Raw genomic sequence first — 14,540 nt, forward strand, 5'->3', positions numbered from 1 at the left:
TCACACCCTGATGCTGCCAGCCGGTTACACGGCACAAAAAAGGTGGTGCGTCACCCGCGGCTCGTCCGAGACCAGCGTAAAACCCGCCTGGCGATAGAAGCCATACGCGGTGTCCGGCGCGTGGGTATTCAGAAAATCAAACCAGATGCTGGCATCGGCCATCACCACGGTTAAAAGCTGTTTGCCAATGCCCAGCCCGCGGCACTTCTCGCTGACGTAGAGATGGCGAATACGTCCGGCGCGCGGCTGCTGGCTGAACGGATCGCGGTTGAGGCCGCATACGCCGACCAGCCTGCCGTTAAGAAACGCGCCCAGCAGCTTTTCTCCCGGCGCGTTAAAGCGGTTCTCGCCGCGCTGCCAGTTCTCTTCGAGCCTGCGGAGCATGTTGAAATTCAGTGCGATACTTTCAGCCTTCAGGGCGATATACCCCGGTTCATCCGGTGTGACAGGCTCAATTAACAGACGCGACATAGCATTCCCTCGTTATTAAAGAGGGGCGGTTTCCCGCCCCTCTCAGGTGCGACTTGAACCTGAATTACCGAAGGAATTTCAGGACAGCATCAAGCAGTTGCAGTACTGCAACAATGAGTTTGAGGATAAGTATCACCATATCCACTACGCTCATACGCGTCTCCTTTTGGTTAAAAGGAGCACGATGCTGGCGTACCTTTCCGCCGCCTGTTGCCAGCACCTGGATTGACGTAACACAGTGTGCTCACTTCAGGGGTTAAGGCACTGACGGCACCACCCGTTTCAGCCAGGACTTCGTTGTGCCGGTAAAACTGCGGCCCCCTCGCTCACTGCGAACACCCTCAGTATAGATAAATACTGTATGCATGAACAGTATTTTTTGGACAAAATCAGGAAGGCGATCCATACTCAAAAGCGTCAAAATCCGTGCCGGAATTGCGCGTTCGTCTTCGATCGCGTATACTTTTTGCGTTGACGTAACACAGTGTGTTCTGCGGCGACCAACCGCAAACCCTGATAAAAACCTCGCTCCGGCGGGGTTTTTTGTTTTCATCCCTCAATAAACGAAACGTGATCCCTGACGCATTTTTGCGCAGATGAAAATATTTCCATTGTCACGCCCGAAAACCTGTGTTTGTATAAATTCCATCAATGATTCCAAACACAGGTCCCCAATGACTTCATCCATCTTCACTTCGACCCTACTAAAAACTGCGCAACCAGCCGCAGTGGTCGTCGTGCGTGTGGTGGTGGTCGTCGGCAATGCGCCGTAGGGACTGGATCAACACACGAATCCAAAACCCCGCCGGCGCAAACCGGGCGGGGTTTTTCGTTTAGGACCCTCCCCGGAACGTCGGCCCAGAAGAAAAGGACTGGAGCATGGCAAGTTCGGGCACAACATCCACCACGACGCGTTTTACTGGCGCGCAGCTGATCGTTCATCTGCTGGAACGGCAGGGCATCACCACGGTTGCGGGCATCCCTGGCGGCACGGTACTGCCGCTGTACGATGCGTTAAGCCAAAGCACGCAGATCCGCCACGTGCTGGCGCGCCACGAGCAGGGGGCAGGCTTTATTGCTCAGGGCATGGCGCGTACGCAGGGCAAACCGGCGGTCTGTATGGCCTGCAGCGGCCCGGGCGCAACCAACCTGGTGACCGCCATCGCCGACGCGCGCCTCGACTCCATTCCGCTGATCTGCATTACCGGCCAGGTACCGTCCTCAATGATCGGCACCGATGCGTTCCAGGAAGTGGACACCTACGGCATCTCTATCCCCATCACCAAACATAACTATTTAGTTCGCGATATCAGCGAGCTTCCTCAGGTTATCAGCGATGCGTTCCGCATTGCGCAGTCTGGCCGCCCGGGCCCGGTGTGGATAGACATTCCTAAGGATGTCCAGACCGCTGAGATCGAAATCGACGTCCTGCCGGAGCCGGGCGAGCGTGCCCCCGCGCCGGAATTCAGCGCTGAGAGCGTGAGCGATGCCGCCGCCATGATTAACGCCGCCAAACGCCCGGTGCTCTATCTGGGCGGCGGAGCGATTAACGCTGCGGATGAAATCCGCCAGTTTGCAGAGAAAGCCAACCTGCCGACCACCATGACCCTGATGGCGCTGGGCATGCTGCCTAAAGCGCACCCGCTCTCTCTCGGCATGCTGGGCATGCACGGCGCGCGCAGCACCAACTACATCCTGCAAGAGGCTGATTTGCTGATTGTTATGGGCGCGCGTTTTGATGACCGGGCGATCGGCAAAACCGAGCAGTTCTGCCCGAACGCCAAAATCATTCACGTGGATATCGACCGCGCCGAGCTGGGTAAAATCAAGCAGCCGCACGTGGCGATTCAGGGCGATGTGGCCGAGGTTCTGGCGCAGCTGATCCCGCAGACGGACGCAGCCGACCGCGCCGACTGGCGCCAGCTGGTGGCCGATCTGCAGCGCGAGTTCCCGGGCGCCATCCCAACCGAAGGCGACCCGCTGAGCCACTACGGACTGATCAACGCCGTGGCAGCCTGCGTGGACGACAGCGCAATCATCACCACCGACGTCGGCCAGCATCAGATGTGGACCGCCCAGGCCTACCCGCTGAACCGTCCGCGCCAGTGGCTGACCTCCGGCGGTCTGGGAACCATGGGCTTTGGTCTGCCCGCAGCCGTGGGTGCGGCGCTCGCCAACCCGGACCGCAAGGTCATCTGCTTCTCCGGCGACGGCAGCCTGATGATGAACATTCAGGAAATGGCCACCGCGGCCGAAAACCAGTTAGACGTGAAAATCATCCTGATGAACAACGAGGCGCTGGGGCTGGTGCACCAGCAGCAGAGCCTGTTCTACAAGCAGGGCGTGTTTGCCGCGACCTACCCGGGGATGATTAACTTCATGCAGATTGCTGCCGGCTTTGGCCTGCACACCTGCGATCTGAACGCCGAAGAGGATGCCCACGCGGCGCTGCAGGACGCGATTTCTCGCCCCGGCCCGGCGCTGATCCACGTGCGTATCGACCCTGAACAAAAAGTGTATCCGATGGTGCCGCCGGGAGCGGCAAATACTGAGATGGTGGGAGAATAAGCCATGCAGAAACAACATGATAACGTCATTCTGGAACTCACCGTCCGCAACCACCCTGGCGTCATGACCCACGTCTGCGGGCTCTTTGCCCGCCGGGCGTTTAACGTGGAAGGCATTCTCTGTCTGCCGATTCAGGGCAGCGAGCACAGCCGCATCTGGCTGCTGGTCAACGACGACCAGCGTCTGGAGCAGATGATGGCGCAGATCGACAAGCTGGAAGACGTCACCAGAGTGGCGCGCAACCAGTCCGATCCCACCATGTTTAACAAAATTGCGGTGTTTTTCGAATAAATCGCTTAAGGTAAGCGCCCTGGTCGGCCTGCAGGCGTCGAGCTTGCAGGCCGGATAAGCGCAGCGCCATCCGGCGCTTTCAGACCGCAGGAAGACACATGACCACCATCGCTCTCATCGACGACCACCTTATCGTCCGCTCCGGCTTTGCCCAGCTTTTAAACCTCGAACCGGATTTTCAGGTCGTGGCCGAGTTTGGCTCCGGTCGCGAGGCGCTGGCGGGCCTGCCGGGGCGCGGAGTGCAGGTCTGTATCTGCGACATCTCGATGCCGGATCTCTCCGGGCTGGAGCTGCTAAGCCAGCTGCCGAAAGGGATGGCGACGATCATGCTGTCGGTCCACGACAGCCCGGCGCTGGTCGAGCAGGCCCTCAACGCGGGCGCGCGCGGCTTTCTCTCCAAGCGCTGTAGCCCCGACGAACTGATCGCCGCCGTGCGAACCGTCTCCACCGGCGGCTGCTATTTAACGCCGGATATCGCCATCAAGCTGGCGGCCGGACGTCAGGATCCGCTCACCCGACGCGAGCGCCAGGTGGCTGAGAAGCTCGCGCAGGGAATGTCGGTAAAAGAGATTGCCGCCGAGCTGGATCTGTCCCCGAAAACCGTGCACGTCCACCGCGCCAACCTGATGGAAAAACTCAACGTCAGCAACGACGTCGAGCTGGCGCGCCGCATGTTTGACAGCTGGCAATGAGTTCCGCTTTTTCACGGCTGATCGCCGTTGTCGCCAGCTTTTTTATCTTCTCCGCCGCCTGGTTTTGCCTGTGGAGCATCAGCCTGCACCTGGTGGAACGCCCGGAGCTGGCGGTGCTGCTGTTTCCCTTCGGCCTGCGTCTGGGGTTAATGCTCCAGTGTCCGCGCGCCTACTGGCCCGTTTTGCTCGGTGCTGAATGGCTGATGCTGGTCTGGCTGGCGCAGGAGGTTGCCCTTGCGCACCTGCCCTTATTGATGACCGGAAGCCTGCTCACGCTTCTCCCGGTTGCCCTCATTTCCCGCTACCGCCACCAGCGCGACTGGCGCACGCTGCTTCGGCAGGGGGCGGCGCTGATGGCCGCCGCGCTGCTGCAGTCGCTTCCGTGGATCGGCGAGAAGGAGATGCTCAACGCCCTGCTGCTGACCCTCACCGGCGGCCTGACGCTCGCGCCAACCTGTCTGGTGATCTGGCACTACCTCACCAGCACCGTCTGGCAGCCGCTCGGCCCGGCGCTGGTTTCCCAGCCGGTGAACTGGCGCGCCAGGCACCTCATCTGGTATCTGCTGCTGTTTGTGGTGAGCCTGTGGCTCCAGCTTGGCCTGCCCGCCGAGCTTTCTCGCTTCACGCCGTTCTGCCTGGCGCTGCCGATTATCGCCCTGGCCTGGCACTACGGCTGGCAGGGGGCGCTGATCGCCACGCTGATGAACGCCATCGCGCTGATTGCCAGCCAGACCTGGCACGATCATCCGGTGGACCTGCTGCTTTCCCTGCTGGCCCAAAGCCTGACCGGGCTGCTGCTCGGCGCGGGCATTCAGCGCCTGCGCGAGCTGAACCAGTCCCTGCAAACCGAGCTGGCGCGCAACCGCCGTCTGGCGGAGCGCCTGCTGGAGACGGAAGAGAGCGTGCGGCAGGAGGTTGCCCGCGAGCTGCACGACGATATCGGCCAGACCATTACCGCTATCCGCACCCAGGCGGGCATTGTCCAGCGCCTGGCGGCGGAAAACGCGGGCGTGAAGCAGGGCGGGGCGCATATCGAACAGCTTTCGCTGGGCGTCTATGACTCCGTTCGCCGCCTGTTAGGACGGCTGCGTCCGCGCCAGCTGGACGACCTGTCGCTTGAGCAGGCGGTGCGTTCCCTGATGCGCGAGATGGAACTGGAAAGCCGCGGTATTGTCAGCCATCTCGACTGGCGCATTAACGAATCTACGCTCAGCGAAGGCCAGCGCGTGACGCTGTTCCGCGTCTGTCAGGAGGGGCTGAACAACATCGTCAAGCACGCCAGCGCCAGCGCGGTCACGATCCAGGGCTGGCAGCAGGACGAGCGCCTGATGCTGGTGATTGAAGACGACGGCTGCGGCCTGCCGCCGGGCTCCGGCCAGCAGGGTTTTGGCCTGGCGGGCATGCGCGAACGCGTGAAGGCGCTGGGCGGCACGCTGAACCTCTCCTGCACCCACGGGACGCGCGTCAGCGTCAGCCTGCCGCTACGGAGTTACCATGTTTAAAACCCCTGCCAGCGCCGCGCCGATTGGCGATAAAGCGGAAATCGACGCCCGCTACCGCTACTGGCGTCGCCATATCCTGATGACCATCTGGCTCGGCTACGCGCTGTTCTACTTCACCCGCAAAAGCTTCAACGCCGCCGCGCCGGAAATCCTCGCCAGCGGCGTGATGACGCGCACCGATATCGGCCTGCTGGCGACGCTGTTTTACATCACCTACGGCCTGTCGAAGTTCTTCTCCGGCATCGTCAGCGACCGCTCCAACGCGCGCTATTTCATGGGCGTTGGGCTGATCGCCACCGGGGTGGTGAATATCCTGTTTGGCTTCTCGACGTCGCTTTGGGCCTTTGCCCTGCTGTGGGCGCTGAACGCCTTTTTCCAGGGCTGGGGCGCGCCGGTCTGCGCCCGCCTGCTCACCGCCTGGTATTCGCGCAACGAGCGCGGCGGCTGGTGGGCAATCTGGAACACCGCGCATAACGTCGGCGGGGCGCTGATTCCGATGGTGGTGGGGGCGGCGGCGCTGCACTACGGCTGGCGCGCGGGGATGATGATTGCCGGTGGCCTGGCGATAATTGCCGGGCTGTTTCTCTGCTGGCGCCTGCGCGACCGGCCGCAAACCGTCGGCCTGCCTGCGGTGGGCGACTGGCGGCACGACGAAATGGAGATTGCCCAGCAGCAGGAGGGCGCGGGGCTGACCCGCAGGGAGATCCTCACCAAATACGTGCTGAAAAACCCGTACATCTGGCTGCTGTCGCTCTGCTACGTGCTGGTCTACGTGGTGCGCGCGGCGATCAACGACTGGGGCAACCTGTACATGTCCGAGACGCTCGGCGTGGATCTGGTGACCGCCAACTCGGCGGTGACGATGTTCGAACTGGGCGGGTTTATCGGCGCGCTGGTGGCGGGCTGGGGTTCGGACAAGCTGTTCAACGGCAACCGTGGTCCGATGAACCTGATTTTCGCCGCCGGGATTTTGCTCTCCGTCGGCTCGCTGTGGCTGATGCCGTTCGCCAGCTACGTGATGCAGGCGGCGTGCTTCTTCACCACCGGCTTCTTCGTGTTTGGCCCGCAGATGCTGATCGGCATGGCGGCGGCAGAGTGTTCGCACAAAGAGGCGGCAGGCGCGGCGACGGGCTTTGTCGGGCTGTTTGCCTACCTCGGCGCATCGCTCTCCGGCTGGCCGCTGGCGCGGGTGATCGACGTCTGGCACTGGAGCGGTTTCTTCGCGGTGATCGCCATCGCGGCGGGGATTTCCGCGCTGCTGCTGCTGCCCTTCCTGCACGCGCAGGCCCCGCGCGAGGTGAGCGAAGCGTGATGCGTCTCACCTTTTCGCCCCGAGTGGCGCAAAACCAGGAAATTTTCCCGGTTTTACCTGGACGCTGTCTCAGGCATCTCTCCCGGCTGATTTTTACAATGCCTGCCATTCGCAGGTAAAAATCAGCTCAGGAGCAAACCATGCTGGCCTTCCTCAACCAGGTGCGCAAGCCGACCCTGGATCTGCCGCTCGACGTGCGGCGCAAGATGTGGTTCAAACCGTTCATGCAGTCCTATCTGGTGGTCTTCATCGGCTACCTGACCATGTACCTGATCCGCAAAAACTTTAACATCGCGCAGAACGACATGATCTCAACCTACGGGCTGAGCATGACGCAGCTGGGGATGATTGGCCTGGGCTTCTCCATCACCTACGGCGTGGGTAAAACCGTCGTTTCCTACTACGCGGACGGCAAAAACACCAAGCAGTTCCTGCCGTTTATGCTGATCCTCTCCGCCATCTGTATGCTCGGCTTCAGCGCCAGCATGGGCGCGGGCTCCGTCAGCCTGTTCATGATGATCGCCTTCTACGCCCTGAGCGGCTTCTTCCAGAGTACCGGCGGGTCGTGCAGCTATTCCACCATCACCAAATGGACCCCGCGCCGCAAGCGTGGTTCGTACCTCGGCATGTGGAACATCTCCCATAACCTCGGCGGGGCGGGTGCGGCAGGCGTGGCGCTGTTTGGCGCAAACTACCTGTTCGACGGCCACGTGATCGGCATGTTTATCTTCCCGTCGATTATCGCCCTGATTGTCGGCTTTATCGGCCTGCGCTACGGCAGCGACTCCCCGGAATCTTACGGCCTCGGCAAAGCCGAAGAGCTGTTCGGCGAGGAGATCAGCGAAGAGGACAAAGAGACCGAAGAAAACGAGATGTCCAAATGGCAGATCTTTGTTGAGTACGTGCTGAAAAACAAAGTGATCTGGCTGCTGTGCTTCTCAAACATCTTCCTCTACGTGGTGCGTATTGGTATTGACCAGTGGTCGACCGTATATGCCTTCCAGGAGCTGAAGCTCTCTAAAGAAGTGGCGATTCAGGGCTTCACTCTGTTCGAAGTGGGCGCCCTGGTCGGCACCCTGCTGTGGGGCTGGCTCTCGGATCTCGCCAACGGTCGTCGTGCGCTGGTGGCCTGCGTCGCGCTGGCGCTGATTATCGCCACGCTCGGCGTCTACCAGCACGCCAGTAACCAGTACATTTACCTGGCGTCCCTGTTCGCGCTCGGCTTCCTGGTGTTTGGTCCACAGCTGCTGATCGGCGTGGCGGCAGTCGGCTTCGTACCGAAAAAAGCGATCGGCGCCGCCGATGGGATTAAAGGCACCTTCGCCTACCTGATCGGCGACAGCTTTGCCAAGCTTGGCTTAGGTATGATTGCCGACGGCACGCCAATTTTCGGCCTTACCGGCTGGGCGGGCACCTTCGCGGCGCTGGATGCGGCGGCCATCGGCTGTATCATCCTGATGGCGATGGTCGCGGTGCTGGAAGAACGTAAAATTCGCCGTGAGAATCGCGCGCAGAAATTAAAAACAGCCTGAGTATGCAGGTAACTTCTTTGCCCGGTGTGTGATGCCGGGCTTTTTTATGCCTGTCGCTGTCGACGCCGTGTGTTTCCCGCTATGATGAGCGGCAATTCATAGGAGAACGCATGGTCTGGATAATGCTGGCAACGCTTGCCGTGGTGTTTGTGGTGGGATTTCGCGTCCTGACCTCAGATTCCCGCCGCGCCATCAAACGTTTGAGCGAGCGTCTGGGGATCACCCCGATGCCGGTCGAGTCGATGATCGACCAGTTCGGTAAAACGCCCGGCAATGAGTTTATCCGCTACCTTGAGCGACCCGACGAGGCGCATCTGCAAAACGCTGCGCAGGTGCTGCTGATCTGGCAGGTTTGCATCGTCGACGGCAGCGAGGAGAACCTGCACGCCTGGCACCGCATGCTGCGTAAAGCCCGCCTTGCCGCACCCATTACCGATGCGCAAATTCGTCTGGCGCTTGGCTTCATGCGCGAGATGGAGCCCGATCCGCAGGAGCTAAACGCTTTCCAGCTTCGCTATAACCAGCTCTTCCTGCCGGAAGAGGGCGTGTTTTACCTGCACTGATCCCCTGTAAAAAACGACAAAAGTTGTCAAATCGTTAAATCCGTCACACTTTTGATGATAAACTGCGCGACTTTTCCGCACGTTTTTATCTTCAGGTGACGCCATGACAGAACATATCCAGCCCACGACCAGACCGCAGACCAAAGAGGTTTCTCGCCCCAACTGGTCGGCCGTTTTCGCCGTGGCGTTCTGCGTCGCCTGCCTGATTACCGTTGAGTTTCTGCCGGTGAGCCTGCTGACGCCGATGGCGCAGGATTTGGGCATTTCTGAGGGCGTGGCGGGGCAGTCCGTCACCGTTACCGCCTTCGTGGCGATGTTCGCCAGCCTGTTTATCACCCAGGTGATTGGCACCATCGACCGCCGCAAGGTGGTCATTCTGTTCAGCGTGCTGCTGACGCTCTCCTGCCTGCTGGTCTCCTTCGCGGAAAGCTTCACCCTGCTGCTGCTGGGGCGCGCCTGCCTGGGGCTGGGATTAGGCGGTTTCTGGGCGATGTCGGCCTCGCTCACGATGCGCCTGGTGCCCGCGCGGACGGTGCCAAAAGCGCTTTCCGTTATCTTCGGTGCGGTCTCTATCGCGCTGGTGATTGCCGCGCCGCTCGGCAGCTTCCTCGGCGGGATTATCGGCTGGCGTAACGTCTTCAACGCCGCGGCGGTGATGGGCCTGCTCTGCATCATTTGGGTGTGGAAAGCGCTACCGTCGCTACCGGGCGAAGCGGCGCACCACAAACAGAACATGTTCGCGCTGCTGAAGCGCCCCGGCGTGCTGGCGGGGATGACCGCTATCTTTATGTCCTTTGCCGGGCAGTTTGCCTTCTTTACCTATATCCGCCCGGTGTTTATGACCATGGCGGGCTTTGACGTGGACGGCCTGACGCTGGTGCTGCTGAGCTTTGGTATCGCCAGCTTTGTCGGCACCTCGCTGTCTTCCCAGTTCCTGAAACGCTCCCTGAAGGTGGCGCTGGCGGGTGCGCCGCTGGTGCTGGCAGCGAGCGCGGCGGTGCTGGTGCTGTGGGGCAGCGATAAGTGGGTGGCGTCTGCCATCGCGATTATCTGGGGGTTGGCCTTTGCGCTGGTACCGGTGGGCTGGTCGACGTGGATCACCCGCACGCTGGCCGATCAGGCGGAAAAAGCCGGGTCGATTCAGGTGGCGGTGATCCAGCTGGCGAACACCTGCGGCGCGGCCATTGGCGGCGTGGCGCTCGACCATTTGGGGCTGACGTCACCGCTGGTGATCTCCGGCACGCTGATGCTGCTGACCGCGCTGCTGGTGGCGGGGAAGGTGAAGGCGAAGTAGTGTTTTTCTCCCTCTCCCGTGGGAGAGGGTTGGGGTGAGGACATCAGGCTACGCCGATGTCTGAACCCGTCTTCTCGAATCCATTGAAATCAACACTACCGACGACACAATCAATAGCGTCCCCAGCCAGTCCGGCAGGGTGAACGCCACTCCCAGCAACACCACCGACAGCAGCGCGCTGCTCAAGGGTTCGGCGCAGCTCAGAATGCTCGCCTTCGGCCCGCCGATCATCTGTGCACCTTTCAGATACAGGCTGAACGTTAGCGCCGTGCCAATCACCACCAGATAGAAAAACGCCAGCAGCAGGCTGCCGTCAATCACAAAGGTGGTCCCGCGTCCGGCGTAGAACGGCGTCAGCATTAGCCCGGCGATCAACATGCTCCAGCCGACAATCGGCAGCGTGCCGTAGCGGGCGATCAGCGTTGACGGATACGTCGTGTAAAACGCGGCGGCAAACGCCGATGCGATGCCGAAGAACAGCGCGGCAGGCGAGATGGAGAGCGAGGTTGGGTCGCCGTGGGTGACCAGCAGAAACGTACCGACAAGCGACGTCATGATGGCCGACAGCACAAACACGCCGGGACGCTTTTTCCGCGCCAGGGCGAACCACGCCACAATGATGGTCGGCGAGAGAAACTGCAGCACGGTAGCGGTGGCTGCGTTGGATTTCTCAATCGTCAGCAGGAAGGTGAGCTGCACGGTGAGCGCGCCGACGAGTGAGAAAATCAGCAGGCTGAGGGCGTCTTTGCGATGTTTGATGACCGAGAAAATCTTGTCGCCGTGCACGAAAGAAAGCGTCAGCAGGATCACGCCGGTAAACAGCAGGCGAACCATGGTCAGGTAAGGCGAAGAAATGTGGCTTTTCTCCATGATGTACTGCGCGCAAACGCCGGAACTGCCCCATAAAACGGCGGCGATCAGGACGTTTAGCATCCCTTTACGTGTGGAACCCATGTTCTCCCCTGCGATGTTGTCGTTAATTCGGTCAACAGCATAGCATGGTTGCGTGCGGCCTGATGCCCTCACCCCGGCCCTCTCCCACGTGGAGAGGGGGCAAAACTAAAAACGGCAACTCTCGTTGCCGTTTTGCTTCTACCTTGCCTAGAACCACGCCTCCCACATCGCGCCGACGTTGAAGTCGTCGAGCGTTTCGTCTTTGGTGTTGTTCACGCGCGCGGTGCGTTCGTTATCCACTTTGCCGCCGGTCACGTAGAAGCGCAGCATCGGGCGGAACTCCGGCCCCATGGCGATAGACATGTTCTGCGACAGGGTCAGCTTCCAGCCCTTGTTGTCGCCACCGTTGTCGTAATCCACGTGCTGCCAGCCCGCTTCCAGCCAGGTGGAGTGAACGTCGTTCCACCAGTGCATCGGTCGCACGATGGCGTTGTAGTTCTTGCGGTTGTCGGTCTTATCGCGGCTGTTGTCGTAGTCGTGGAAGGCGAGGATGTACTCCACCTGCGTCGCCTGGGTGAATTTGTACAGCCCTTCGAAGCTGGCGTAGACCGTGGTCAGATCCTCGGTTTTGTTGAACACGCTGTTGTCCGCGTTATCGGAGTAGCGGGCGATCACCTTGTTCACGCCGCTGTCGTTGGTGTGGCTCAGCACCACGCCGCCCTGCCACGCGTTCAGACGCTCGTCGCTCTCCACCGCCTTGGAGTCAAAGCCGTAGTTGGCGTACAGCTCCATGTCGATCGGGCCGAGCTTCATGCCGTGGATTTTTGAGGTCGCGGCGTAGTTGCCTTTGTCGCCCGTGCCGGAACCGCCGGTACAGGTGATGCGCGACGGGTTGGCTTCATCTTCCATCACTTCCGGGCTACAGGATTCCACCGCCGCCACGGCGGCGACGTCAAACTGCACGCCGCCGATGTCGAAGTTCTTCACCCCGGCGCCCTGGCCGTCGTGGTTCATCCAGAAGTAATCGTTGATGCCCTGCTGCGGACGCTGGTGGAAGTCACGGCCTGCCCAGAAATAGGCGTTCGGGTTGGAGGCCATAATGTTGGTCACCCCCGCGTAGGCTTTTTTCAGGTTAACTTCGTCGCCCCAGTGATCGATCATCACGTTAACGTCCCAGATGGCGCCGTTTTCACCCTTGAAGGCCTTGGAGAGCTGGAATTCCCCGCCGTTGCCTTCGTTGCCCAGACGACCAATGGCGGACGCGCCGTTGTACGAGCCGTCCACCGCCACGTATTTCTGATCGGCAGCCTGGAAGTGCGCGCCGTAGCGGGCGTAGCCGGTAAATTTAATTCCGAACGGGATCGCCATGTCCGGAGATTTCGCCGCGCTTTGCGGCTCGGTCACCACGTCCGCTTTTTTCGCGACCGCCGCATCCATTTTAGCCTGACGTTCGGCCAGGGCTTTATCCACCGCTTTCGCCACAATGGCGTCGATTTGCTCCTGGGTGAATTCCTGTGCGAGCACGGAAATTGGGCAAAGCGCGGCGATAACCGCCATGGTTAATGGAAGTTTTTTAATCGTATTCATGGTTATCTCAATATAGTTTAATTTTATTCAGACAATAACCATCCCGCTCCGATCTGACAGAGTATGTCGCTATCATCAGAACAAGTGGATCTCTATTTAGGGTACAGAGGTATTACAATAATTATTTCGCCATAGACTATCTCTGATATAAATGAATAATTTCTTCGGACAGTTCACGCGCTAATAAGGAGTTCATTAAATGATCCTGCGCGTGCACCATAATTAACGTCATCGGCTGGCGGCCTTCGCCCGCATCCTGCTCGATCAGTTTGGTCTGCATCTTGTGCGCCTGGCGCGCGTAGCCGTCGGCTTCGCGCAGCAGGCTTTTGGCTTCGTCAATGTTGCCCTGACGCGCCGCGTGCAGCGCTTCAAAGCACAGGCTGCGGGACTGTCCGGCATTGACGATAATTTCCATTACGGCTTCTTCTAATGCGATCATCATCATTACTCTTTTTCAAAACTATTATTTAACGCGGTGGCGGCAAACCACTCTCCGCTTTTCTTAATGGTGCGTTTCTGCGTCTCTAAATCGAGCTGGATAAATCCGTAGCGATTTTTATACGCGTTGCACCACGACCAGTTATCAATAAACGTCCACATATGGTAGCCGAGACAATTGCACCCTTCGCTAATACCCTTATGCAGCCAGGCTAAATGTTCGGAAATAAACTCGATGCGGTATTGATCGTTAATCTGGCCATTTTCAATAAAACGCTGCTCGTTTTCGACGCCCATGCCGTTTTCAGAAATAAAGCAGCGTGGGTTGCCGTAATTGTCGCGCAGGTTGACCAGAATATCGTAAATACCCGGCTCGTAGATTTCCCAGCCGCGGTACGGGTTCATCTTGCGGCCCGGCATCTCGTAATTATCGAAGAACCACTCCGGCATAAACGGCGCCTGCGGGTTCACCGCGCTGTCGCGACACTTCACGCGACGCGGCTGATAGTAGTTCACGCCGAGCAGGTCGATTTTCCCTTCCGCAATCAGGAAGCCGTCTTCCGGTTTACAGGCGGGTAATTGATCGCAGGATTTCAGCAGCGCTACGAGATCTGCCGGGTATTCGCCGCGCAGGACCGGGTCAAGGAAGCTGCGGTTAAACATCAGATCCGCGATGTGCGCCGCCTTCACGTCTGCCGGGTTCTGCGAGCGCGGGTACGACGGCGTCAGGTTTAGCACGATGCCAATCTCCCCCGCGTAATGCCCGGCGCGGTAGGCCTGAACCGCCTTCGCATGGGCCAGCACGGTGTGATACGCCACGGTGGCTGCCCGACGAAAATCCACCACGTTCGGGTAGTGGAAATCGTAGAGATAACCGCCTTCCACCGGCACGATCGGCTCGTTGAAGGTAAACCAGTGCAGCACGCGATCGCCGAACAGCTCAAAGCAAATCTGCGCATAGCGGGCGTAGGCATCCACCACGTCGCGGTTTTCCCAGCCGCCGATCTCCTGCATCGCCATCGGCATGTCGAAATGGAACAGGGTCATAAACGGCGTGATGCCCTGTTCATTCAGCTCATCAATGACCTGATTGTAAAAATCGACCGCTTCCGGGTTCACTTCACCGATACCGTCGGGGATCAGGCGCGCCCAGCTAATCGAGGTGCGAAAGCTGTTGTGGTTCAGCTGCTTTAACAGCTGAATATCCGTTTTCCAGTGCTGATAAAACGTGGAGGTCTGCTGCGGCCCCACGCCGTTGTGAAAACGGTTCGGCTCGCGGGCAAACCAGTAATCCCACGTGGTTTCCCCCTCTCTTGCCCCTTCGGTCTGTAGAGCGGAGCTTGCGCTGCCCCACCAGAAGTTATCGGGAAATGCGTATTTCATGACTCTTCCTCTT

15 protein-coding genes are annotated in these 14,540 nt (G+C 59.7%); 9 read left to right on the plus strand and 6 right to left on the minus strand.

Features of this window, described 5'->3' with window-relative positions; translation table 11 throughout:
- Positions 1-24 precede the first annotated feature (24 nt).
- Positions 25-471 (minus strand): GNAT family N-acetyltransferase, encoded by a 447-nt coding sequence (locus tag NWV12_RS00120; protein ID WP_048981408.1) that lies wholly within the window; start codon positions 469-471, stop codon positions 25-27.
- A gap of 64 nt (positions 472-535) precedes the next feature.
- A complete protein-coding gene (gene tisB / locus NWV12_RS00125) occupies positions 536-625 on the minus strand; it encodes a type I toxin-antitoxin system toxin TisB (RefSeq protein WP_023309830.1) in 90 nt (29 codons plus the stop codon).
- A 520-nt stretch (positions 626-1,145) separates the two neighbouring features.
- Here tisB and ivbL point away from each other — a divergent pair.
- The 9 genes from ivbL to nepI all read left to right on the plus strand — a co-directional run bounded on the left by ivbL (position 1,146) and on the right by nepI (position 10,225).
- Positions 1,146-1,244, plus strand: a complete 99-nt coding sequence (gene ivbL / locus NWV12_RS00130; protein WP_057979964.1) for an ilvB operon leader peptide IvbL — start codon at positions 1,146-1,148, stop codon at positions 1,242-1,244.
- Between the two features lie 106 nt (positions 1,245-1,350).
- Entirely contained in the window at positions 1,351-3,039 is a 1,689-nt protein-coding gene (gene ilvB, locus NWV12_RS00135; RefSeq protein WP_048976215.1) for an acetolactate synthase large subunit, read from the plus strand.
- Positions 3,040-3,042: 3 nt separating this feature from the next.
- Complete coding sequence (gene ilvN / locus NWV12_RS00140) at positions 3,043-3,330, plus strand: acetolactate synthase small subunit (protein ID WP_033144334.1); 288 nt, start codon at positions 3,043-3,045, stop codon at positions 3,328-3,330.
- Between the two features lie 98 nt (positions 3,331-3,428).
- The gene (gene uhpA, locus NWV12_RS00145) at positions 3,429-4,022 is read left to right on the plus strand and encodes a transcriptional regulator UhpA (protein WP_022646555.1); all 594 of its coding nucleotides are present in this window, start codon (positions 3,429-3,431) and stop codon (positions 4,020-4,022) included.
- On the plus strand, positions 4,019-5,524 hold the full coding sequence (gene uhpB / locus NWV12_RS00150; RefSeq protein WP_048981409.1) for a signal transduction histidine-protein kinase/phosphatase UhpB: 1,506 nt from the start codon (positions 4,019-4,021) through the stop codon (positions 5,522-5,524). The genes uhpA and uhpB overlap by 4 nt, the downstream gene beginning before the upstream one ends.
- Positions 5,517-6,836, plus strand: coding sequence for an MFS transporter (locus NWV12_RS00155; protein ID WP_033144332.1), 1,320 nt, complete (start codon positions 5,517-5,519; stop codon positions 6,834-6,836). Before uhpB ends, NWV12_RS00155 begins: the two co-directional genes overlap by 8 nt.
- A gap of 140 nt (positions 6,837-6,976) precedes the next feature.
- Positions 6,977-8,368, plus strand: coding sequence for a hexose-6-phosphate:phosphate antiporter (gene uhpT / locus NWV12_RS00160; RefSeq protein WP_048981410.1), 1,392 nt, complete (start codon positions 6,977-6,979; stop codon positions 8,366-8,368).
- A 110-nt stretch (positions 8,369-8,478) separates the two neighbouring features.
- The gene (locus NWV12_RS00165) at positions 8,479-8,931 is read left to right on the plus strand and encodes a DUF1198 domain-containing protein (protein WP_021242696.1); all 453 of its coding nucleotides are present in this window, start codon (positions 8,479-8,481) and stop codon (positions 8,929-8,931) included.
- A gap of 103 nt (positions 8,932-9,034) precedes the next feature.
- Entirely contained in the window at positions 9,035-10,225 is a 1,191-nt protein-coding gene (gene nepI, locus NWV12_RS00170; RefSeq protein ID WP_033144329.1) for a purine ribonucleoside efflux pump NepI, read from the plus strand.
- A gap of 48 nt (positions 10,226-10,273) precedes the next feature.
- On the opposite strand, the gene NWV12_RS00175 is transcribed toward nepI, so the two are convergent.
- The 4 genes from NWV12_RS00175 to NWV12_RS00190 form a co-directional block, all read right to left on the minus strand.
- The gene (locus tag NWV12_RS00175) at positions 10,274-11,179 is read right to left on the minus strand and encodes a DMT family transporter (protein WP_048981411.1); all 906 of its coding nucleotides are present in this window, start codon (positions 11,177-11,179) and stop codon (positions 10,274-10,276) included.
- 147 nt (positions 11,180-11,326) lie between these two features.
- Positions 11,327-12,706 carry a carbohydrate porin gene (locus NWV12_RS00180; protein ID WP_101744412.1) on the minus strand — a complete coding sequence of 460 codons (1,380 nt, stop codon included), beginning with the start codon at positions 12,704-12,706 and terminating at the stop codon, positions 11,327-11,329.
- A 136-nt stretch (positions 12,707-12,842) separates the two neighbouring features.
- Positions 12,843-13,145 (minus strand): PTS lactose/cellobiose transporter subunit IIA, encoded by a 303-nt coding sequence (locus NWV12_RS00185; protein WP_029741865.1) that lies wholly within the window; start codon positions 13,143-13,145, stop codon positions 12,843-12,845.
- 5 nt (positions 13,146-13,150) lie between these two features.
- Entirely contained in the window at positions 13,151-14,527 is a 1,377-nt protein-coding gene (locus tag NWV12_RS00190; RefSeq protein WP_033144327.1) for a glycoside hydrolase family 1 protein, read from the minus strand.
- Between the last annotated feature and the right edge of the window lie 13 nt (positions 14,528-14,540).

Origin of the sequence: Enterobacter sp. Crenshaw, from assembly GCF_024734705.1 — a bacterium.
Lineage (GTDB): Bacteria > Pseudomonadota > Gammaproteobacteria > Enterobacterales > Enterobacteriaceae > Enterobacter > Enterobacter asburiae_B.

Bases quoted from the DNA above. Each gene is read 5' to 3' on its own strand.
- NWV12_RS00120 (WP_048981408.1), bottom strand. From the start codon at position 471: ATGTCGCGTCTGTTAATTGAGCCTGTCACACCGGATGAACCGGGGTAT.
- tisB (WP_023309830.1), bottom strand. From the start codon at position 625: ATGAGCGTAGTGGATATGGTGATACTTATCCTCAAACTCATTGTTGCA.
- ivbL (WP_057979964.1), top strand. From the start codon at position 1,146: ATGACTTCATCCATCTTCACTTCGACCCTACTAAAAACTGCGCAACCA.
- ilvB (WP_048976215.1), top strand. From the start codon at position 1,351: ATGGCAAGTTCGGGCACAACATCCACCACGACGCGTTTTACTGGCGCG.
- ilvN (WP_033144334.1), top strand. From the start codon at position 3,043: ATGCAGAAACAACATGATAACGTCATTCTGGAACTCACCGTCCGCAAC.
- uhpA (WP_022646555.1), top strand. From the start codon at position 3,429: ATGACCACCATCGCTCTCATCGACGACCACCTTATCGTCCGCTCCGGC.
- uhpB (WP_048981409.1), top strand. From the start codon at position 4,019: ATGAGTTCCGCTTTTTCACGGCTGATCGCCGTTGTCGCCAGCTTTTTT.
- NWV12_RS00155 (WP_033144332.1), top strand. From the start codon at position 5,517: ATGTTTAAAACCCCTGCCAGCGCCGCGCCGATTGGCGATAAAGCGGAA.
- uhpT (WP_048981410.1), top strand. From the start codon at position 6,977: ATGCTGGCCTTCCTCAACCAGGTGCGCAAGCCGACCCTGGATCTGCCG.
- NWV12_RS00165 (WP_021242696.1), top strand. From the start codon at position 8,479: ATGGTCTGGATAATGCTGGCAACGCTTGCCGTGGTGTTTGTGGTGGGA.
- nepI (WP_033144329.1), top strand. From the start codon at position 9,035: ATGACAGAACATATCCAGCCCACGACCAGACCGCAGACCAAAGAGGTT.
- NWV12_RS00175 (WP_048981411.1), bottom strand. From the start codon at position 11,179: ATGGGTTCCACACGTAAAGGGATGCTAAACGTCCTGATCGCCGCCGTT.
- NWV12_RS00180 (WP_101744412.1), bottom strand. From the start codon at position 12,706: ATGAATACGATTAAAAAACTTCCATTAACCATGGCGGTTATCGCCGCG.
- NWV12_RS00185 (WP_029741865.1), bottom strand. From the start codon at position 13,145: ATGATCGCATTAGAAGAAGCCGTAATGGAAATTATCGTCAATGCCGGA.
- NWV12_RS00190 (WP_033144327.1), bottom strand. From the start codon at position 14,527: ATGAAATACGCATTTCCCGATAACTTCTGGTGGGGCAGCGCAAGCTCC.